Origin of the sequence: Thauera linaloolentis 47Lol = DSM 12138 (genome assembly GCF_000310205.1) — a bacterium.
GTDB classification, from domain to species: Bacteria; Pseudomonadota; Gammaproteobacteria; order Burkholderiales; family Rhodocyclaceae; genus Thauera; species Thauera linaloolentis.
Map to the genome: position 1 here is coordinate 1 of NZ_AMXE01000066.1, position 20,170 is coordinate 20,170.

The 20,170-nt window shown below is 69.3% G+C and carries 16 protein-coding genes and 1 riboswitch; of the genes, 9 read left to right on the forward strand and 7 right to left on the reverse strand.

Features of this window, described 5'->3' with window-relative positions; translation table 11 throughout:
- Positions 1–2,649, reverse strand: a 2,649-nt coding sequence (locus tag C666_RS14515) for an error-prone DNA polymerase (RefSeq protein WP_004341729.1), incomplete at its 3' end; no start/stop codon positions are given.
- A 202-nt stretch (positions 2,650–2,851) separates the two neighbouring features.
- Between C666_RS14515 and C666_RS14520 the strand changes: the two genes are divergently transcribed.
- From C666_RS14520 to gltX, 4 genes are all read left to right on the forward strand, one after another.
- The gene (locus C666_RS14520) at positions 2,852–3,823 is read left to right on the forward strand and encodes an ABC transporter substrate-binding protein (protein WP_004341731.1); all 972 of its coding nucleotides are present in this window, start codon (positions 2,852–2,854) and stop codon (positions 3,821–3,823) included.
- An 88-nt stretch (positions 3,824–3,911) separates the two neighbouring features.
- Positions 3,912–4,802, forward strand: coding sequence for an ABC transporter permease (locus C666_RS14525; RefSeq protein WP_004341733.1), 891 nt, complete (start codon positions 3,912–3,914; stop codon positions 4,800–4,802).
- Between the two features lies 1 nt (position 4,803).
- Positions 4,804–5,598, forward strand: a complete 795-nt coding sequence (locus C666_RS14530) for an ABC transporter ATP-binding protein (protein WP_004341734.1) — start codon at positions 4,804–4,806, stop codon at positions 5,596–5,598.
- 200 nt (positions 5,599–5,798) lie between these two features.
- Entirely contained in the window at positions 5,799–7,211 is a 1,413-nt protein-coding gene (gene gltX, locus C666_RS14535; RefSeq protein ID WP_004341736.1) for a glutamate--tRNA ligase, read from the forward strand.
- Positions 7,212–7,299: 88 nt separating this feature from the next.
- Here the strand turns inward: gltX and C666_RS14540 are convergent, their stop codons facing one another.
- The 6 genes from C666_RS14540 to lysS all read right to left on the reverse strand — a co-directional run bounded on the left by C666_RS14540 (position 7,300) and on the right by lysS (position 14,351).
- Positions 7,300–7,740, reverse strand: coding sequence for a phasin family protein (locus C666_RS14540; RefSeq protein WP_004341739.1), 441 nt, complete (start codon positions 7,738–7,740; stop codon positions 7,300–7,302).
- A gap of 155 nt (positions 7,741–7,895) precedes the next feature.
- Positions 7,896–8,543, reverse strand: coding sequence for a response regulator (locus C666_RS14545; RefSeq protein WP_004341741.1), 648 nt, complete (start codon positions 8,541–8,543; stop codon positions 7,896–7,898).
- Positions 8,540–9,694, reverse strand: a complete 1,155-nt coding sequence (locus C666_RS14550; RefSeq protein WP_004341744.1) for a PAS domain-containing sensor histidine kinase — start codon at positions 9,692–9,694, stop codon at positions 8,540–8,542. Before C666_RS14550 ends, C666_RS14545 begins: the two co-directional genes overlap by 4 nt.
- 173 nt (positions 9,695–9,867) lie before the next feature.
- Positions 9,868–11,877, reverse strand: coding sequence for a bifunctional tRNA (5-methylaminomethyl-2-thiouridine)(34)-methyltransferase MnmC2/FAD-dependent 5-carboxymethylaminomethyl-2-thiouridine(34) oxidoreductase MnmC1 (gene mnmC, locus C666_RS14555; RefSeq protein ID WP_004341746.1), 2,010 nt, complete (start codon positions 11,875–11,877; stop codon positions 9,868–9,870).
- 17 nt (positions 11,878–11,894) lie between these two features.
- Positions 11,895–12,818, reverse strand: coding sequence for a DUF808 domain-containing protein (locus C666_RS14560; RefSeq protein WP_004341748.1), 924 nt, complete (start codon positions 12,816–12,818; stop codon positions 11,895–11,897).
- 33 nt (positions 12,819–12,851) lie between these two features.
- A complete protein-coding gene (gene lysS, locus C666_RS14565; RefSeq protein WP_004341750.1) occupies positions 12,852–14,351 on the reverse strand; it encodes a lysine--tRNA ligase in 1,500 nt (499 codons plus the stop codon).
- Positions 14,352–14,677: 326 nt separating this feature from the next.
- Between lysS and C666_RS14570 the strand changes: the two genes are divergently transcribed.
- The 5 genes from C666_RS14570 (at position 14,678) to cobI (ending at position 20,144) form a co-directional block, all read left to right on the forward strand.
- Positions 14,678–16,474 (forward strand): methyl-accepting chemotaxis protein, encoded by a 1,797-nt coding sequence (locus C666_RS14570; RefSeq protein WP_004341752.1) that lies wholly within the window; start codon positions 14,678–14,680, stop codon positions 16,472–16,474.
- Positions 16,475–16,509: 35 nt separating this feature from the next.
- Positions 16,510–16,735, forward strand: a riboswitch (cobalamin riboswitch).
- Positions 16,736–16,889: 154 nt separating this feature from the next.
- Positions 16,890–17,501 (forward strand): cob(I)yrinic acid a,c-diamide adenosyltransferase, encoded by a 612-nt coding sequence (gene cobO / locus C666_RS14575; RefSeq protein ID WP_004341754.1) that lies wholly within the window; start codon positions 16,890–16,892, stop codon positions 17,499–17,501.
- Positions 17,501–18,742: a ferredoxin-like domain-containing protein gene (locus C666_RS14580; protein ID WP_004341756.1), complete on the forward strand. Its 1,242-nt coding sequence runs from the start codon at positions 17,501–17,503 to the stop codon at positions 18,740–18,742. Before cobO ends, C666_RS14580 begins: the two co-directional genes overlap by 1 nt.
- On the forward strand, positions 18,742–19,371 hold the full coding sequence (locus C666_RS14585) for a precorrin-8X methylmutase (protein ID WP_004341758.1): 630 nt from the start codon (positions 18,742–18,744) through the stop codon (positions 19,369–19,371). The genes C666_RS14580 and C666_RS14585 overlap by 1 nt, the downstream gene beginning before the upstream one ends.
- Positions 19,368–20,144: a precorrin-2 C(20)-methyltransferase gene (gene cobI / locus C666_RS14590; protein ID WP_051019993.1), complete on the forward strand. Its 777-nt coding sequence runs from the start codon at positions 19,368–19,370 to the stop codon at positions 20,142–20,144. Before C666_RS14585 ends, cobI begins: the two co-directional genes overlap by 4 nt.
- Positions 20,145–20,170: the final 26 nt, after the last annotated feature.

Here is a 20,170-nt window from a genome sequence, read left to right on the forward strand (position 1 = left end):
GCGCAGCTCGCCGGCATCCAGCCACGCGCGGGCGGCGAGGTCGGGCACGCCGGCAAAGGCGCGTTGGCACCGGGCGGCGGCGATGCGGGCGGCGGTGTCGCGCCCCAGGCCGTGGATCATGCGCAGGCCGAGGCGCACGGCGGGCTGGCGTGCGGCGCATGCCCTGGCCGTGGCAGCGGGCGGCGGCGCTTCGAGCGTGCAGTCCCAGTCGCTGGCCGTGACGTCGGGCGGACGGGTTTCGACGCCGTGGCGGTGCGCATCCTGGATCAGTTGCGAGGGCGAATAGAAGCCCATCGGCTGGCTGTTGAGCAACGCGGCGAGGAAGGCGGCGGGCTCGAAGCGCTTCAGCCAGGCCGAGGCGTAGACCAGCAGGGCGAAGCTGGCGGCATGGGATTCGGGAAAGCCGTATTCGCCGAAACCTTCGATCTGCTGACTCAGGCGCCGGGCGAAGCCGGCGTCGTAGCCGTTGTCCGCCAGGCCCCGCAGCAGCTTTTCGCGGTAGCGTTCGAGCTCGCCCTTGCGCCGCCAGGTGCCCATCGCGCGCCGTAGCTGGTCGGCTTCACCGCCGCTGAAGCCGGCCGCGACCACTGCAAGCTGCATGACCTGTTCCTGGAAGATCGGCACGCCCAGCGTGCGCGCCAGCGCGGCGTGGATTTCCTTGCGTACGCCGTCCATCGGGTCTTCGCCGCGTGCCGCGCGTTCGCGCGCGCGCAGGTAGGGATGGACCATGCCGCCTTGGATCGGGCCGGGGCGCACGATGGCGACTTCCACCACCAGGTCGTAGAAGCATTGCGGCCTGAGGCGCGGCAGCATGCTCATCTGCGCGCGCGATTCGACCTGGAACACGCCGATCGAGTCGGCGCGTGACAGCATGGCATAGACTTCGGGCCGCTCGCGCTCGATGCTGGCCAGGCTCAGCGGCCGCCCCCGCCAGGCCGAGGCCAGCGCCAGCCCGCGGCGCAGCGCCGACAGCATGCCGAGCGCGAGCACGTCGATCTTCATCAGTCCGACCGCATCGAGATCGTCCTTGTCCCACTGGATGACGGTGCGTTCGGGCATGGCGGCGTTTTCCACCGGCACCAGTTCGTCGAGCCGGCCGCGGGCGATGACGAAACCGCCGACGTGTTGCGACAGGTGGCGCGGAAAGCCGATCAGTTCCTCGGTGAGCGCGGCGAGCCGCCGGCTGACCGGGCTGTCGGGGTCGAGCCCGGCTTCGGCGAGGCGCTCGGGCCGGATGCGGCGCCCGTCGAACCAGTGGTGCTCGCGCGTCAGGCGTTCGATCTGCGCCTCGCCCAGCCCGAGCGCGCGGCCGACGTCGCGCAGCGCGCTGCGGGCGCGGTAGCTGATGACGGTGGCGGCGAGGGCGGCGCGTTCGCGGCCGTACTTGCGATAGACGTACTGGATGACTTCTTCGCGCCGCTCGTGTTCGAAGTCGACGTCGATGTCGGGCGGCTCGTTGCGCTCACGCGAGATGAAGCGCTCGACCAGCATGATGCCCAGCCCCGGATCGACTTCGGTGATGCCCAGCGCCCAGCACACCGCCGAATTGGCCGCCGAGCCGCGGCCCTGGCACAGGATGCCGGCGCCGCGGGCGAAGCGGACGATGTCGTGCACGGTGAGAAAGTAGGGTTCGTAGCCGAGTTCGGCGATCAGTGCCAGCTCGTGTTCGATCTGCGCGCGCACCGGCGGCGGCGCGGGGTCGCCGGCGGCCGCAAGCGCGGCTGGCGTGGCGTGCCCGGGGTTTTGCCCGCGATAGCGCCATGCGAGCCCGCCTTCGACCAGGCGGCGCAGCCAGGTGGTGGGGATCTCGCCGTCGGGGACGAGCTCGGCCGGGTACGCGTAGCGCAGTTCGTCGAGGCTGAAGCGGCAGCGCGCGGCCACGGCCAGGGTTTCGGCCAGCAGGGCGGGGGGATAGCGGCGGGCGAGGGTTTCGCGGTCGTGCAGCCGGCGCTCGGCATTGGGGGCGAGCGCCAGGCCGGCTTCGGCCACGCTGCAGTGCAGGCGCAGCGCCGTCATGACGTCGGCCAGCGCGCGGCGCGCGGGGTCGTGCATCAGCGCGCCGCTGGCGGCCACGGCTGCCATTCCCGTATCGCGGGCGATGCGGCGCAGGCGGGTGATGCGGGCCCGGTCGCGGCCGTCGAGCCGTACCGCCACCGCCAGCCAGGCGCGGCCGGGAAAGCATTGCGCCAGCCAGGCGGCATCGGCTTCCAGGCCGGGGGCCGGAGAGGCGCCGGCGTCGGGCGGCGGGAAATCCGGCGGTGGAACGAGCAGGGCCAGGCAATCGGCGCAGGCATCGTCGAGCATGGCCCGCGTGAGGCGGTATTCGCCCTTGCCGGCGCCGCGCCGGGCGTGGCTGATGAGCCGCGACAACTGGCCGTAGCCGGCGCGGTTCGCCGCCAGCAGCACGATGCGGGGGCCGTCGGCCAGATGCAGTTCGCTGCCGATGATCAGCCTGGGCCGGCCTTGCGCGGGCAGGGCCTGCAGCGCACGGTGGGCACGCACGACGCCGGCCAGCGAGCATTCATCGGTGATCGCGATGGCGGCGTAGCCGAATGCCGCCGCCTGGGCGACGAGTTCCTCGGGATGCGAGGCGCCGCGCTGGAAGCTGAAATTGCTGAGGCAGTGGAGTTCGGCATGCTCGGGAAACATGAGTTAACTGTATAAAATTACAGTTGTCGATGCAATGCCGGGGGCCGCGTCCTGCGCCGCCTAGCACGCGGGCGTTTCAACTTCGGGTCTGCGACAGTCGCCTAAATCATCGATGCCCGGTAGACTCCGGGGCTTCGTTCTGCCGTGGCGGGGCGAATCCTGCCCAACGTTCTTGGCCGAGATGGCCGCAGAGGAGTCCTGAATGCCTTTCATCAAGTCCCGCAATATCCTGTTCGGTGCGCTGGCGCTGGCTTTCGCGATGGCAGCCCCGGTCCACGCCCAGCAGAAATCGGTCGCGATCACCGCGATCGTCGAGCACCCGGCGCTGGATGCGGTGCGCGATGGCGTCAAGGAAGGCCTGGCCGCGGCCGGCTTCGAGGAAGGCAAGAACCTGAAGTGGCAGTACCAGAGCGCCCAGGGCAACACCGGCACCGCGGCGCAGATCGCGCGCAAGTTCGTCGGCGACCGCGTCGATGCCATCGTCGCCATCGCCACGCCTTCGGCGCAGGCCGTGGCCGCGGCGACCAAGGACGTCCCGCTGGTGTATTCGGCGGTGACCGATCCGGTCGCGGCCAGGCTGGTGCCGTCGATGGCGCCGTCGGGCACCAACGTCACCGGCGCCTCCGACGCGCTCGAACTGGACAAGCAGATCGACCTGATCAAGCGCGTCGCCCCCGCCGCCAAGCGGGTCGGCATGGTCTTCAATCCGGGCGAGGCCAATTCGGTCGTGGTGGTCGAGCAGTTGCGCGAACTGCTGCCCAAGCATGGCATGAGCCTGGTCGAGGCCGCTGCGCCGCGCTCGGTCGACGTCGGTTCGGCAGCGCGCAGCCTGATCGGCAAGGTTGACGTCTTCTACACTAACACCGACAACAACGTGGTCTCGGCCTACGAGGCCCTGGTCAAGGTCGGCATGGATGCCAAGATCCCGCTGGTGGCGGCCGACACCGACAGCGTCGCGCGCGGCGCGGTGGCCGCCTACGGCATCGACTATCGCGCGCTGGGCGCACAGACCGGCAGGATCGTGGCGCGCATCCTCAATGGCGAGAAGCCGGGCGACATCGCCTCCGAGACGACCGCCAAGCTCGAACTCCATGTCAATCCGGGCGCAGCCGGCAAGCAGGGCATCACCCTGTCCGACGAATTGGTGAAGTCCGCCGCCAAGGTCATCCAGTAAGCCCCGAGGAATCGTGCGCGGCCGTTCCGGGCCGGGCACCGCCGGCGGGGCCTGCGCTCCGCCGCTTCCCAAACAACGGTAGCTCCCCATGTCCCTCTACACCCTGCTCGGGGCGCTGGAGATCGGGCTGATCTTCAGCCTCGTCGCCCTCGGCGTGTATATCTCCTTCCGCCTCCTGCGCTTTCCCGACCTGACCGTCGACGGCAGCTTCCCGCTCGGCGGCGCCGTGGCCGCCACGCTGATCGCGGCGGGCACCGACCCCTTCACCGCCACCCTCGCGGCGATGGCCGCCGGCGCCGTGGCCGGCCTGGTCACCGGCTGGCTCAACGTGCGCCTGAAGATCATGGATCTGCTTGCCAGCATCCTGATGATGATCGCGCTGTACTCGATCAACCTGCGCATCATGGGCAAGCCCAACGTGCCGTTGATCATGGAGCCGACCATCTTCAGCATCCTGCAGCCCGAGGCGCTGGCGGACTACGTGTTCCGGCCGCTGCTGCTGGTCTTCGTGGTGCTGGCGATGAAGTTCCTGCTGGACGGCTTCTTCGCCACCCAGAGCGGCCTGGCGATCCGCGCCACCGGCTCCAATGCGCGCATGGCGCGGGCGCAGGGCGTCAATACCGGGCTGGCGGTGCTGGCGGGCATGGCGCTGTCCAATGCGCTGGTCGGCCTCGCGGGCGCGCTGTTCGCGCAGACGCAGGGCGGGGCGGACATCTCGATGGGCGTGGGCACCATCGTCATCGGCCTGGCGGCGGTGATCGTCGGCGAAAGCCTGCTGCCGTCGCGCAAGCTCTACCTGGCGACCATCGCGGTGATCGTCGGTGCCATCGTCTATCGCTTCTTCATCGCGCTGGCGCTCAATTCCGACTTTATCGGCCTGCAGGCGCAGGATCTCAACCTGGTCACCGCGCTGCTGGTGACGGTGGCGCTGGTGGTTCCCAAACTGCGCCAGCACTGGTCCGGAAAGAAGGCGAACTGACATGTTGAAAGCCCAGGATCTGCATCTGACCTTCAACCCCGGCACACCGATCGAGACCCAGGCCCTGCGCGGCATGTCGCTCGAGATTCCGTCCGGGCAGTTCGTCACCGTGATCGGCTCGAACGGTGCCGGCAAGTCGACCTTCCTGAATGCCGTGTCCGGCGAGCAGAAGGTCGACAGCGGCAGCATCGAGATCGACGGCATCGACATGACGCGCCAGCCGGTATGGGCGCGGGCGCGCCATGTGGCGCGCGTGTTCCAGGACCCGCTGGCGGGCACCTGTGAAGACCTCACCATCGAAGAGAACATGGCGCTGGCCAAGATGCGCGGCCGCCGCCGTGGCCTGTCCTTCGCCGTCAAGCCGGTGCTGCGCGACGAATTCCGCGCCCAACTCGCGACGCTCGGCCTCGGCCTGGAAAACCGCCTCGGCGACCGCATCGGCCTGCTGTCCGGCGGCCAGCGCCAGGCCGTCAGCCTGCTGATGGCGGCACTGCAGCCTTCGCGCCTGCTGCTGCTCGACGAACACACCGCGGCGCTGGACCCGCGCACCGCCGCCTTCGTGCTGGAGCTGACGGTGCGCATCGTCGCCGAGCACAAGCTGACGACGATGATGGTGACCCATAGCATGCGCCAGGCGCTCGACGTCGGCGAACGCACCGTGATGCTGCACCAGGGGCGCGTCGTGCTCGACGTGTCGGGCAAGGAGCGCGAAGGGCTCGACGTGCACCATCTTCTGGAGATGTTCGAGAAGGTGCGCGGCGAGGCGCTGGACGACGACAAGCTGCTGCTGAGCTGAACGCCCTGGGGGCATCGCTGCCGCCGCGTGTGCGTCGAGGGTTTCATGGTCGTCGAGCCTGGAACGCCCTTGCCGAAACGCGGCATCATGCGAACGAGGGGCAGGCCGTAGACGCTCGGGAGCGGCTTCGGCCTGCTTGCCGGGGTGATCTGGCTTAGAATCCGCACTTCGCTTTTTTGCCCATCCGGCGCCTTTCAGACATGTCCCAGCCTTCTCCGTCCCGCCCCGTCCGCACCCGTTTCGCGCCCAGCCCCACTGGCTACCTTCACATCGGCGGCGCACGCACGGCGCTGTTCTCGTGGGCCTTCGCCCGCCGCCACGGCGGCAGCTTCATCCTGCGCATCGAGGATACCGACGTCGCCCGCTCCACGCCCGAGGCGGTGCAGGCCATCCTCGACGGCATGAACTGGTTGGGCCTGGCGCATGACGAAGGCCCGTTCTACCAGATGCAGCGCATGGCGCGGTACAAGGAAGTCATCCAGCAGATGCTGGCCGCTGGCACCGCCTACCACTGCTACATGTCGCCGGAAGAACTCGACCGCATCCGCGAGGAGCAGCGCGCCCGCGGCGAGAAGCCGCGCTACGACGGGCGCTGGCGCCCCGAGGCCGGCAAGGCCTTGCCGCAGCCGCCCGCAGGCGTGCAGCCGGTGGTGCGCTTCCGCAACCCGGTGGATGGCGCCGTGGCCTGGGACGACCTGGTGAAGGGCCGCATCGAGATCGCCAACGCCGAGCTCGACGACTTCATCATCGCCCGCGCCGACGGCACACCGACCTACAATTTCTGCGTGGTGGTGGACGACTGGGACATGGGCATCACCCACGTCATCCGTGGCGACGACCATGTGAACAACACGCCGCGCCAGATCAACGTGCTGCGGGCGTTGGGCGCCGAGGTGCCGCTGTACGCCCACCTGTCGATGATCCTCGGCGACGACGGCACCAAGTTGTCCAAGCGCCACGGTGCGGTCAGCGTGATGCAGTACGACGACGACGGCTACCTGCCCGACGCGGTCATCAACTATCTCGCTCGCCTGGGCTGGAGCCACGGCGACGATGAAGTCTTCAGTCGTCAGCAGTTCGTCGAGTGGTTCGACCTTGACCACATCACGCCGTCGGCGGCGCAGTTCAACACCGAAAAGCTCAACTGGCTCAACGCCCAGTACATCAAGAAGGCGGACGACGGCTTCCTGGCCGCGCAGGCCGCCAACCGGCTGGCGCGGCGCGGCGTGAATCCGGAGACCGGTGTTTCGCTGGAGGCGGTCGTCGCGCTGTACAAGGACCGCGTTGCCAACCTGAATGAGCTGGCCGATGCCGCCGAGCTGTTCGTCGCCGACGTGCATCCTGCGCCGGAGGTGATCGGCCAGCACATGAACGATGCCGCGAAAGCCGCGTTGGCCAGCCTGCGCGGGCGTCTGGCCGGCGCGGAGTGGAACAAGACGGCGCTGTCGCAGGCGATCAAGGACACCATGGCCGAGCATGGCCTGAAGATGCCGCAGGTGGCGATTCCGTTGCGTGTCGTCGTGCTGGGTGTGCCGCAGACGCCGTCGATCGATGCAGTGCTGGAAGTGCTCGGGCGCGAGCGGGTGCTGATGCGGCTCGACCGCCATCTCTGAGCATCCCGTGCCCCGCATGGGGCGGTAAACGGCGAAGGCCCCGAAAAGCTTCGGGGCCTTCGCCGTTCATGCCCCGTGGCAGTGTGCGTCAGGCGGCCTTGCGGGTGGTGCGCGAGCCCGTTGCCGGCGCCGAGGCTGCTTCCAGCGCGGCGACCGGTGCCAGCCTGGCGACCTCGTTGAACAGGGATTGCACCGAGCTGCTGACTTCGTTGATGTGGCGAGTGCTGATCTCGGCGACTTCCGACTGCGTGCGCAGGCAGATTTCGTTGACGTTGCGCAGGTATTCGCTGGCCTGTTCGAAGCCTTCGTTCTGCGCCGCGATGCGGCTGGCGAACTGGCTGCGGAACTCTTCGCCGCTGGCCGGCAGGGACTGCGCCGAAGCGTAGGCGCACAGCGAACGGGCGGCCTCGACGTTGAGCGAGAGCAGCTGTTCCGATGCGTTGAGCACGATGTCGGCCAGCGACTGGAAGGTCTGCAGGCTGGAGTTGGCGGTTGCTGCGAGCTTCTGCATGGACGGATGGCTAGTCATCTTGGCTTCCTTTCGGGTGGCGTTGGAGTGCTTGAAAACCGCGATGCTAATGTCAAATTCCGGCTGAGGATATACCCCGTTCAGGGTGTTTGCCCTTACCGGTATACAGGTATGCCGTGTAACGCGAGGTAAATGTCCGGAGAATGCCGGAATCATCATTCGGTGGCCTGGCTGATGCCGTTGCGGATGGCATAGCGGGTGAGGTCGGCGACGCTGTGGAGATCGAGCTTGCGCATGATGTTGCGCCGGTGGACCTCGATCGTCGATGCCGCCACGTGCAGCCGCTCGGCGATGCGCGCCGAGGTGTGGCCTTCGGAGATCAGTTGCAGCACCTGGCGTTCGCGCGCCGTCAGGGGCGTCGAGCCGGTGCGCAGTTCGGTGCCGAAGCGCAGTGCGCTGGCCACTGCGCCGGCGACCTCGGGGCACAGGTAGGTGCGTCCATGGCGGACGTTGTGGATGGCGCGCAGCAGATCCTCTCCGGCAGCGGCCTTCGTCACGTAGCCGTGGGCGCCGGCATTGAGCAGGTCGATGACGAACTGGCGGTCGGAATATGCCGACAGTCCGATCACGCGGATCGCCGGATGCTGCGCGAGCAGGCGGCGCGTGGCTTCGATGCCGTTCATGCCCGGCATGCCGATGTCGATGCAGACGATATCCACCTGGCGTTCGTCGACCAGGCGCAGCAAGGCTTCGCCGTCGGCGGCTTCACCGACCACGGTCAGGCCGTCTTCCTTTTCGAGCAGCGCGCGCAGCGCATGGCGGAACATCTGGTGGTCGTCCGCGAGCACGATGTTCAAGTTCATTGTGGATTCCCCCGGAAGCGGTGCGAATTCGGCGCCAGCTCGACCTCGATCTCGGTGCCGGCGCCGGGTGCGGTGCGCAGCGTGAAGCGGCCGCCGGCCAGTTCGGCCCGTTCCCGCATCGTGATCAGCCCCAGGCCGGGCGTGACGCCGGCCTGGCCGAGGCGTTCGGGATCGAAGCCGCGCCCGTCGTCGGCGATGCGCAGCGTGACGTACTTGCCGCTGCGGCGCAGTTCGATCCGGATCCTGTCCGCGGAGGCGTGCTTGGCGCAGTTGGCGAGCGCCTCCTGCGCGATGCGGAACAGCAAGGTCTGCAATTCGGCCGGGAGGCCGTTCATGTCCTCGTCCACGTGAAGCTGGACGCGGGTGTCGCTGTGGCGCGCCACCAGATCGGCGTACTCGCGGATGGCGGCGGCCAGGCCGGCATAGTCGAGCGTGGCCGGACGCAGCGTCGCGCAGATGTCGCGGATGCCCGCGTCGGTGTCGGCGAGCAGCGCGGCTGCGTCATCGAGCAAAGGTTCCAGCTCGCCGCGTATCGTGGCTGGCAGGGCGTTGCGCAGGCTGGTGAAGATGAGCTTCAGGGCCGCGAGGTTGGGGCTGGCGCGGTCGTGCAGGGCTGCGGCGAGCTGCCGGCGCTCGCGTTCGCCGACGTCGAGCAGGCGGCGCGACAGTTCTGCGACGCGGGCGAGCTGGCGCAGGCGCTCCGCTTCCAGCGCCTTGCGCTCGGTGATGTCCTGCACCGTGCCATACAGCATGAACACACGCCCGCCGGCATCGGCGACCGGCATGATCTCGGTCACGTAGTGGGCGGTCGTGCCGGAAGGCAGGCGTGCGGTCTGTTCGAGCGTACAGCGCTCGCCCTTGTCGATCGCATACCAGAAGGCCGTGCGGGTGAGTTCGAGCGATTCCGGGCTGAGGTAGGCCAGCGCTTCATTGATGTCCGGCGCACCGTGTTCGACGGGGCGCTCGAACAGGCGGAAGAGCTCGGGCGACCAGGTCACGCGCGCGGTGTCGCGTTCCAGCGTCCAGTCTCCGACGCGCGCGAGCGCCTGTGTCGCCGCCAGACGGCGTTCGACGTCCGCCAGCGCGGATTCGGCGTCGTATGGCGCGGGGCCGGGGGGCGCTTGCTCGAATGGGACGGAATGCGTGGACATATGGTCACCCCATGCGACATGAAAGCCAGGCCGCTAAGCCCATTTCGGGGCCGAAAGGCAATGTGCGGATGCGCGCTGCGCCGATCCAGGTTCGTATGCCACTGTCTACTATGATTCTAGGCCATGCTTGCCGGATCCGCCGCGGCACGGCCGTCCCGGCGGAAGACGCTTGTTCAATCCTCGGGACGGCCGGCGCGCGGCGCGCGCAACAGGAAGCGCGCCGGGTCGACCGCGTCGCACAGGTTTCGTTCGAGTGGCAGCGGCTCGCCTTCGAGCTGGCTTGCCAGCAGTTCGGCGGCGATCGCGGACCACACCAGGCCGCGCGCGCCGTAGCCCGACAGCACCCAGGCGCCGGGCTGCCGGGGAATGTCCGGCAGCGGTGTGGCGCGCCCGACCACGGCTTGTGCCGGCAGGGCGCCGATCATCGGCAGGCGGTCGGGCGAAGCGGGGCGGAAGCCGACGCGCCCGGCCAGCTCCGCGGGCGACAGGCCGGCGGCGATGCCGGGCAGCATGGCGTCCAGCTTGGCGAGGTTTTCGGCGTGATCCGCGTCGCGCAGGTTTTCATCCTCGTCGTCCACCGAGAAGGTGGCGCCGGCGCAGCGGCGGCCGTCGACCTCGGGGCTGACGTAGCCGCCGCGGCAGACGACGACGTGCGGCGGACTGCCGGCCGCCGCTGGCAGCAGCGACACCTGCCCGCGCGCGCTGACCACGGGCAGCAGGCCGGGCGGCACGAAGCGGCGCACCGCGGTGCCGGCGGCAAGCACCATCACCGGGGCGCGTGCGATCGTCTCGCCCCGCGCATCGATGGCGTGCCACGCACCGCCGTCGTAGCGCAGTTCGGCGGCCTCGCGGCCGAAATGGCGGCGAATGCGGGCGCCATGGCGGGCGAGGTTGGCTGCGCACAGGCTGGGCGGCTGCACCCAGCCGCTGCCGCCGAAGCACCAGCCGCCGATGGGTACGGGCCAGCCGGCGATCCCCGCCGCGGCGGCGGCGTCGACGTAGCGCAGGTGGCCGGGCGGCAGGGCGAGGCGCTCGGCGACGCTCTGCATCTTCGCCGCCTGGGCATCGTCGCGCGCGAGGTGGAGCACGCTGCAGGCATCGGCCCTGACGGCGTGGCCGTCGCGCCGCAGGCGGTCGATGTGGCGCCAGCCATACAGCGTGCCGGCGCGCGTCAGCCGGCTCATGGGGTTGTCGTCGAGGCTGGGCAGGGGGCGCAGCACGCCGGCGAGGTTGCCGGAGGCGCCCGTCGCCGGGGCGTCGGCGGCATCGGCCAGTTCCACGTCCCAGCCGCGTGCCGCCAGGCGCTCGGCCAGCGCGCAGCCGGCCAGGCCGGCGCCGATGATCAGTGCGTGACGTGCGGGCGGAGGGGCGGCAAGCGTGGCGGTCGCGGCGGTGATGGCCGGTGAAGGGCCGCCGGCCGAAGGTGAATGCCCGCGGTCCGGCCGCAGCCGGCCGCGCAGCATCTGCCGCTTGCCGCCGAAGCCCGGCGCCTTGTCGACCTCGAAGCCGGCATGGCGCAGATGCTCGCGTACCGCACCCGCCACCGACCAGGTCGCGAGCGTCGCGCCCGGCGCGGCCAGGCGGGCGAGCAGGTGGCAGACCTTGGCGGACCAGAGTTCCGGGTTCGTGGCCGGCGAGAAGCCGTCGAGGTAGAAGGCGTCGGCGCGGGCGACGATCTGCGCCAGGCCGTCGCGCGCATCGCCGAAGTACAGCGTCAGGGTGACGCGCTCGCCGTCCAGGTGCAGCCGGTGCAGGCCGGGGGCCAGTACCGGCCATTGCGACAGCAGTTCGGCGCTCAGCGCGGCGAGGTCCGGGAAATGAGTGGGCGGATGAGCTGCCGGATCGGCGGGCTGATCCGCCTGCAGGCGGGCATGCAGCGTGGCGAGGTCTTCGCGGCTGAAGGGGTGCAGTTCGCAGGAGACGAAGTGCAGCCGCCCGCAGCGCTGCGGATCGGCCCGCCAGGCCGCCCAGGTGGCGAAGAAGTTGAGCCCCAGGCCGAAGCCCGTTTCCAGCACCACGAAGCGCTCCCTGCCTTGCCAGCGCCGCGGCAGATCGTTGCCGGCGAGGAAGACGTGGCGGGCCTGGCCGAAGCCGCCGTCGGCGGAGTGGTAGACGTCGCCGAAAGTGTCGGACCAGGGTGTGCCGTCGTCGGCGAAGGCGAGGCGGGCCGGGCGGATGGGCATCTTCAGGCCGGCATCGTTCAGTGCGCGGCCGTTCTGACGGGCAGCAGGCGCTTGACGATGCTGACGACGGCCAGCACCAGCGCGCCGGCGATGACGCCGAATACGCCGTCGAGCAGGCTGGGCACCAGGGCGCCGGCCATGCCGCCCATGCCGGCGGTGAGCGTTTCGATGAAGTGGTGCACCGGCGGCAGGCCGTGGGTGAGGATGCCGCCGCCGACGAGGAACATCGCCGCCGTGCCGATGACCGACAGCGCCCGCATCAGCCAGGGCGCCGCCCACAGGATGGCGGCGCCGATGCCGCGCGCCACCGCATTGGCCCGCTGGCTGAGGTAGAGCCCGGCGTCGTCGAGCTTGACGATGCCGGCGACCACGCCATACACGCCGATGGTCATCATGACGGCGATGCTGACCAGCACCGCGACCTGGGTGCCGAAGGCCATGCCGCCGACCACGCCGAGGGCGATGACGATGATCTCGGCCGACAGGATGAAGTCGGTGCGCACCGCGCCCTTGATCTTGTCCTTTTCGAAGGTGACGAGGTCGACCGTCGGGTCGATCCGCGCCTTGGCGGCTTCGGCGTGGCGCTCGCTTTTCTCTTCCTGGCCGTGCAGGAGGGAGTGCGCCAGCTTTTCGACGCCCTCGAAGCACAGGAAGGCGCCGCCCAGCATCAGCAGCGGCGCGATCAGCCAGGGGATGAAGGCACTGATCGCCAGCGCCGCTGGCACCAGGATGGCCTTGTTCACCAGCGAGCCCTTGGCGACCGCCCAGACCACCGGCAGTTCGCGGTCGGCGCGCACGCCGGTGACCTGCTGGGCGTTCAGTGCGAGGTCGTCGCCCAGCACCCCGGCGGTTTTCTTGGTCGCCACCTTGGTCATCGTGGCGACGTCGTCGAGCATGCTGGCGATGTCGTCCAGCAGCATGAACAGGCTGGTACCGGCCATGATGGTCCTATGTCGTGGCTGTGCCTTGCGGCCTTATTCTGGCCGCATCTGCGGGAAGAGGATGACGTCGCGGATCGACGGCGAGTCGGTCAGCAGCATCACCAGGCGGTCGATGCCGATGCCGCAGCCGCCGGTCGGCGGCAGGCCGTACTCGAGCGCGCGGATGTAGTCGGCGTCGAAATACATGGCTTCCTCGTCGCCGGCTTCCTTGGCCTCGACCTGGGCGCGGAAGCGCGCGGCCTGGTCTTCGGGGTCGTTCAGCTCGGAGAAGCCGTTGGCGATCTCGCGGCCGACGATGAAGAGTTCGAAGCGCTCGGTGATGTCGGAGTCGGCGTCCGAGGCGCGTGCCAGCGGCGAGACCTCGACCGGGTAGTCGATGATGAAGGTCGGCTCCCACAGCTCGGCCTCGGCGCAGGCTTCGAAGAGCTGCAGCTGCAGGCTGCCCAGGCCGCCCGGCTTCACCTTCTCGCCGAAGGCGGCGATCTTTTCCTTCAGCCACGCCGCGTTCGCCAGTTGCTCCTCGGTGAAACCCGGGTGGTACTTGCGGATGGCCTGCACGATGGTCAGGCGGTGGAAGGGCCTGGACAGGTCCAGTTCGCGGCCCTGGTAGACGAAGCGCTCGGTGCCCAGCGCCTCGCGCGCGGCGTGGCGGATCAGGCCTTCGGTGAAGTCCATCAGCGTCTTGTAGTTCGCGTACGCCTCGTAGAACTCCATCATCGTGAATTCGGGGTTGTGGCGCGGGCTGAGGCCTTCGTTGCGGAAGTTGCGGTTGACCTCGAAGACCTTCTCGAAGCCGCCCACCACCAGGCGCTTCAGGTAGAGCTCGGGCGCGATGCGCAGGAACAGCTCCATGTCGAGCGCGTTGTGGTGGGTGATGAAGGGCTTGGCCGCGGCGCCGCCGGGGATGGGGTGCATCATCGGCGTCTCGACCTCGAGGAAGCCGTGGCCGCTCATGTAGTTGCGGATCGACTGCACCATGCGGCTGCGCGCGACGAAGGTGAAGCGCGACTGCTCGCTCATGATCAGGTCGACATAGCGCTGGCGGTATTTCTGCTCCACGTCGGTGAGGCCGTGGAACTTGTCCGGCAGCGGGCGCAGGCTCTTGGTGAGCAGGCGGATCTCGCTGGCCTTGACCGACAGTTCGCCGGTCTTGGTCTTGAACACCGTGCCGACGCAGCCGACGATGTCGCCGATGTCCCAGGTCTTGAACTGGGCATAGACGTCCTCGCCCACGCCGTCGCGCTGCACGTAGAGCTGGATGCGGCCCGACAGATCCTGGATGGTGACGAAGCTCGCCTTGCCCATCACGCGCTTGAGCATGATGCGGCCGGCCACGCTGACCTCGACCGGCAGCGCTTCCAGCGCCTCGGCATCTTTTTCGCCGTACAGCTCGTCGAGCTTGCCGGCGGTGTTCTCGCGCGCGAAGTCGTTGGGGTAGGCGCGGCCGCTGCTGCGCCAGGCAGCGAGTTTTTCGCGGCGCTCGGCGATCAGGTGGTTTTCGTCCTGCGGCGGGGTGTTCGTCTGGTCGGACATGGCTTCAGTTCGAGTTGGATGGAATGCGTGGGGATGGAAATACGCGGACGCCGGCACGGGGCTGGCGTAAAAACGGCAATTGTCGCAGGCCAAGGGGGGGCAGGGCAATTGCGGACCGTGGACGGGGTGCGAAAGGCGGGGCAAGCGGGATTCGTTCCGGCTACTCGCTCATGAATGAGATTTATGTCCTTGCCTCGAGCCCGGGACCGGGGAATATTCGCAAGAACGTTTTCATGCCCGTTTTCTCAAGTGCACGAACCTGGGGCCGATAGTGAGGAGGAGGCGGGGGTACTGACGAACGAAGTCCAGCATCGGGAAACACACCAATGAGCACATTGAGGCAGCTATACGAGACTGTCGAGAAGACCTTCTGGAACACGCTCACCAAGAAGCTGTGCAGCTTCTTGCTGCTGTTCGTGTTCAACGTCGGCTACCTGGCCGTACAGGCATGGCAGACGTCGGCGATCGAGAAGGCGCTCGCCGAGGGCGGGGTCGCGCCCGAGTTCGCCGCGCGCATCACGGCGGCCCTGACCATCGGGCAGTGGGCGATGCTTGCCATCACGGGCGTGGCGCTGCTGTGCATCACCGGCCAGATCGCCTATCTGCGCCATCTGATCGTGCGCCCGATCCGCGGCATGATCGGCATCTTCGAGGAAATCGGCCGGGGCGAGGGCGACTTCTCGCGCGATCTCCCGCTCGTCACCCATGACGAATTCCGCGAACTGGCGGGCAGCTACAACCACTTTGCCAGCAAGATGCGCCACATCATTGGCGAGGTGCGCACCACCAGCGTCGGCATCGCGCGCGAAGCCGTGCAGGTGAAGCTGCGCGTCGAGGCCGCCGCCCAGCATGCGCGCGAGCAGGGGCGGATGACGACGGCGGTGTTCGATGCCAGCAGCGCATCGACCGAAGCCATCGAGCACGTGTCGCGGAGTGCGCGGCAGATCGCCGAATCGACCACCGACAACCTGCGCATCGCCCGCGGCTCGCTGAGCGAAATGCAGGACATCGCCGGCAAGATCAACTCGGTCAGCGACAAGGTACTGGCCTTCAACCACACGGTGGACGATCTGTCGCAGCGTTCGGAGAGCGTCAAGCAGATCGCGGTGCTGATCCGCGAGATCGCCGACCAGACCAACCTGCTCGCGCTCAATGCGGCGATCGAGGCCGCGCGCGCCGGCGAGGCGGGGCGCGGTTTCGCCGTGGTGGCCGACGAGGTGCGCAAGCTGGCCGAGCGGGTGAACAAGGCCACGGCCGAAATCGTCGGCAACATCAACGGCATGCTGGAGCTGGTGTCCGAGACGCGCAGCGAGAACGAAGTCATCAACGTCGACGTGCTGCAGACGCGGGAGGTCGTCGACCGCTCGGCGACCCAGTTCGGGCACATGGTGGGCGAGTTCGAGGCCACCGGGGCGCAGCTCGAGCAGATCGCCGGCGCGATGGGCTCGCTGTCGGACACCAATGCCAGCGTGCACGAGAAGGTCAGTGCCATCAACGCGCTGTCGCATACGGTCGCCGGGCAGATGGACGAAAGCGAGAAGGGCTCGGAGCAACTGGCCAAGGCCACCGAAGGCGTGCAGGAACTCGTGTCGCGCTTCAAGACGGGGCAGGGCGCCTTCGACCAGGCGGTCGAGCAGGCGCGGCGCTTCCGCGACGGGGTGCAAGGCCAGCTCGAGCAGATGGCCGCGAATCGCATCGATGTCTTCGACCGCCACTACCAACCGGTTCCCGGCACCAATCCGCCCAAGTTCCGCACCGCATGGGGCGACGAGTTCGCCCGCCGCTGCCAGGCCATGCTCGAAGAGAGCCTGGCCTCGGTGCGCGGTGCCGTGTTCGCCGTCGCGGTGAACGCCGACAGCTACCTGTCGGCGCACAACGCCAAGTTCTCCAGGCCGTTGACCGGCAACTACGACGACGACCTGGTCGGCAACCGCACCTGCCGCAAGTTTGAGCGCCCGTCCGAACTGCGCGCTGCGCGCAACACCGAGCCCCTGCTGCTGCAGACCTACCTGCGCGACACCGGCGAGATCCTGTGTGACATCGCCATGCCGATCACAATCGGCGGCCGCCACTGGGGCAACATCCGCATCGGCGTGCCGGCGGAAAGCCTGCTCGGCGACTGAATTGCCCAGCGGGGCGGTGCGGGCGTATAGTGCGCCCCGCATCGATCGGGAACTCCGGCGCTCATTCGTGCGCGGAGTGAAACAGGAAGACCGGTGAAGCGGGGGCCGCATGCGGCCATTTTCCCGCCATTCCGGCGCAGCCCCCGCTGCTGTAAGCCAGACGGTGCCGCCATTTTGGGCCACTGAAGCATTCCGCTTCGGGAAGGCGGCGGCAACCGGACGAAGGCGAGCCAGAAGACCGACCCGTTCGACAGGACAGATGAATGCCCCGGGGTGAGGGCGGACTGCCGATCGGTCGTGCGGACCTGACAGTCCGCCTGCGCTTCGCCCACGCCGCCCCAGCGGCCTTGCCGCGCATGCACCATCGTCATCCTCTCCCCCGGTTCCAGACAGAGACGACACGGAGGGCGGGACGATGGAAGAGGACAAGAAGCAGAGCCACAACGCGCGCATGCAGCGCAAGAAGGAAGTCGTCGATGCCGCCATCGGGCGGGCGCAGGAAGAGCGTGGCATCGTCATCCTGATCACCGGCAACGGCAAGGGCAAGACCACCTCCGCCTTCGGCACCCTGTACCGCGCGCTCGGCCATGGCCAGCGCGCGGGCGTGGTGCAGTTCATCAAGGGCACGCACGCCACCGGCGAGGTCCTCTTCCTGCGGAAGCAGGGGCTCGATGCCGCCGTGCAGTACCACGCCATGGCCACCGGCTTCACCTGGAACACGCAGAACTGGGACGCCGACAAGCGCGCCGCCGACGAGGCCTGGGCGCAGGCCGGCCGGATGCTGGCCGACCCGGCGCTCGACTTGGTGCTGCTCGACGAGCTGACCTACATGCTCAAGTACAACTATCTCGACACCGAGCAGGTGCTCGCGGCGATCCGTGCCCGCCCGCCCCGGCAGACCGTCATCGTCACCGGCCGCGCCGCCAAGCCGGAACTGGCGGAGCTGGCCGACACGGTGAGCGAGATCGCCGACCGCAAGCACGCCTTCAAGGCCGGCGTGAAGGCCCAGGCCGGCATCGATTTCTGATGCCGCGCACGGCTCTTGCGCCCGACCTGTCGCCGGGGGAGGCCACCGCGCCGCGTGTGCAGGGCTGGTGCCCGGGGGCGCTGCGGCCGATGATGTCCGGCGACGGGCTGGTCATGCGCCTGCGGCCGCGCCTCGCGCGCTTCACGCGCGAGCAGATCCTGGGCATCTGCGATGCCGCCATGCGCCATGCCGCCGGCCTCATCGACCTCACCAGCCGTGCCAACCTGCAGGTGCGCGGAGTGGCGCAGGCCGACTGGCCGGCGCTGATCGACATCTTCGGCGGGCTCGGCCTGCTCGATGAGGATACCGGCCTGGAGTCGCGCCGCAACCTGCTGGTGGCGCCCGACTGGGTCGCGGGAGACGACACCGAGCGGATTGCCACGGAGTTGCTGGCGCGGCTGGACGAACTGCCCGACCTGCCGGCCAAGGTCGGTTTCGCCATTGACGCCGGCGCCGCGCCGCGCCTGCTCGACGATTCGGCGGACTTCCGCATCGAGCGGGGCGCGCACGGCGGCCTCATCCTGCGAGCCGATGGGCGCGTCGCCGGTGTGCCGCTGGCGGCGGGCGCGGAGGTCGACGCGCTGATCGCGCTTGTCCGCTGGTTTGCCGATGGCGGCGGCAAGGTGTCCGGCCGCATGGCCCGGCATCCGGCGCCCCTGCCTGCCTGGGCAATGGGAGACGTGGCGCCGGGGCCGTCCGCCGGCGCCTTGCGCAGCGGCGTCCACGCGCTCGGCGTCGTATGCGCACTGCCGTTCGGGCAGGTGCGCGCCGAAGACCTCGCCCAGGCCGTGCGCAGCAGCGGCGCGCTGGCCCTGCGCGCCACACCGTGGCGCCGGGTGCTGCTGGAAGGCGCGGCCCCTGATGCCGCGCCCCGGCTGGCGCCCGGCTGGCCCGACATGGATGTGGCCGATCTTGCCGGCTGGCGCGTCGAAGCCTGCGCCGGGGCACCGTTCTGCTCCCAGGCCAGTGTCGAGACGCGCCCGCTCGCATACCGGCTGCTGGAGCTGGCGCAGCAGGGCCGGCTCGGCGCGCAGCGGGGCGCGGCGCCCGCCGGGGCGGACACCCGCACCGTGCATGTGTCGGGCTGCGCCAAGGGCTGTGCCCATCCCGCCGCCGCCGCGGTGTGCCTGACGGGGCGTGCCGGCGCCTTCGACCTCGCTTTCGACGCCCGTCCGGGCGAGCCCCCGCAAACGGCGGACCTGGGCATGGATGCCGTGCTCGCCCGCCTTGGAGTGAATTGATGCCTTACGTTTTCGAAACCGATGGCGCGGCCATCTACCGCCAGTCTTTCGCGATGATCCGCGCCGAGGCCGATCTCGCCCGCTTTGCGGCGGACGAGGAGCCGGTGGCGGTGCGCATGATCCACGCCGCCGGCATGGTAGACCTGGCGCCCTTCATCGATTTCACGCCGGACTTCTCGGCCCGTGCGCGCGCGGCCCTGGCCGGCGGCGCGCCGATCCTGTGCGACGCCCGCATGGTGTCGGAAGGTGTCACGCGTACCCGCCTGCCCGCCGCCAATGCGGTGGTGTGCACGCTCGCCGAGCCCGGTGTGGCGGAACTGGCCGCGTCGATGAACACCACGCGCTCGGCCGCCGCGCTGGAACGGTGGCGTCCGCTGCTCGACGGCGCTGTCGTCGCCATCGGCAATGCGCCGACCGCGCTGTTCCAACTGCTGAACATGCTGGAAGACCCCGCCTGCCCGCGCCCCGCGGCCATCATCGGCTGCCCGGTGGGCTTCGTCGGCGCGGCGGAATCCAAGGCGGCGCTGTGGGATGCGCGCCCGGCGCCGTGCTGCATCGTGCGCGGCCGCCTGGGCGGCAGCGCCATCACCGTCGCCGCCATCAACGCACTCGCGAGCCGCCAGGAATGACCTCTACCGCAACGCCTGTTTCCGCCGTGCCCGGCACCTCCCCGAGAACCGCCATCGGCACCGTGCATGGCGTCGGCCTCGGCCCCGGTGCGCAGGACCTCCTGAGCGTGCGCGCCGACAAGCTGGTGCGCGGCGCGCGCCATGTCGCCTATTTCCGCAAGGAAGGCCGCGCCGGGCGGGCGCGGCGCATCGTCGACGGCATGCTGCGCGCGGACGCCGTCGAGCTGCCGCTGGAATACCCGGTGACCACCGAGATCCCGCTCGGCGACCCGCGCTACAACATGGCGCTGTCGGCCTTCTACGCCGACAGCATCGCGCGCCTGCGCGCCGTCGTCGAGGCGGGCGAGGACGTCGTCGTGCTGTGCGAGGGCGACCCCTTCTTCTACGGCTCCTTCATGCACCTCTACACCCGCCTGCAGGGCGTGGCGCCGGTGTGCGTGGTGCCCGGCATCACCGGCATGTCGGGCGCGTGGACGGTGAGCGGCACGCCGATCACCTGGGGCGACGACATGCTCACCGTGCTGATGGCGACCCTGCCGGAAGAAGAGTTGGCCCGCCGCATCCGCGCCACCGACGCGCTGGTGGTGATGAAGGTCGGCCGCAACCTGCCCAAGCTGTGCCGCGCGGTGGCCGCGGCCGGGCGCGAGGACGAGGCCTGGCTGGTGGAATACGCCACCATGCCGGAGCAGAAGGTGACGCGGCTGCGCGACGCCGACAAGGCGACGCCGTACTTCTCCATCCTGCTGATCCACGGCCAGGGGAGGCGGCCATGAGCGTGTTCGCGTCTTCCTGCGCGCCG

Coding starts and splice junctions, on each gene's coding strand:
- C666_RS14520 (WP_004341731.1), top strand. CDS start 2,852: ATGCCTTTCATCAAGTCCCGCAATATCCTGTTCGGTGCGCTGGCGCTG.
- C666_RS14525 (WP_004341733.1), top strand. CDS start 3,912: ATGTCCCTCTACACCCTGCTCGGGGCGCTGGAGATCGGGCTGATCTTC.
- C666_RS14530 (WP_004341734.1), top strand. CDS start 4,804: ATGTTGAAAGCCCAGGATCTGCATCTGACCTTCAACCCCGGCACACCG.
- gltX (WP_004341736.1), top strand. CDS start 5,799: ATGTCCCAGCCTTCTCCGTCCCGCCCCGTCCGCACCCGTTTCGCGCCC.
- C666_RS14540 (WP_004341739.1), bottom strand. CDS start 7,740: ATGACTAGCCATCCGTCCATGCAGAAGCTCGCAGCAACCGCCAACTCC.
- C666_RS14545 (WP_004341741.1), bottom strand. CDS start 8,543: ATGAACTTGAACATCGTGCTCGCGGACGACCACCAGATGTTCCGCCAT.
- C666_RS14550 (WP_004341744.1), bottom strand. CDS start 9,694: ATGTCCACGCATTCCGTCCCATTCGAGCAAGCGCCCCCCGGCCCCGCG.
- mnmC (WP_004341746.1), bottom strand. CDS start 11,877: ATGCCCATCCGCCCGGCCCGCCTCGCCTTCGCCGACGACGGCACACCC.
- C666_RS14560 (WP_004341748.1), bottom strand. CDS start 12,818: ATGGCCGGTACCAGCCTGTTCATGCTGCTGGACGACATCGCCAGCATG.
- lysS (WP_004341750.1), bottom strand. CDS start 14,351: ATGTCCGACCAGACGAACACCCCGCCGCAGGACGAAAACCACCTGATC.
- C666_RS14570 (WP_004341752.1), top strand. CDS start 14,678: ATGAGCACATTGAGGCAGCTATACGAGACTGTCGAGAAGACCTTCTGG.
- cobO (WP_004341754.1), top strand. CDS start 16,890: ATGGAAGAGGACAAGAAGCAGAGCCACAACGCGCGCATGCAGCGCAAG.
- C666_RS14580 (WP_004341756.1), top strand. CDS start 17,501: ATGCCGCGCACGGCTCTTGCGCCCGACCTGTCGCCGGGGGAGGCCACC.
- C666_RS14585 (WP_004341758.1), top strand. CDS start 18,742: ATGCCTTACGTTTTCGAAACCGATGGCGCGGCCATCTACCGCCAGTCT.
- cobI (WP_051019993.1), top strand. CDS start 19,368: ATGACCTCTACCGCAACGCCTGTTTCCGCCGTGCCCGGCACCTCCCCG.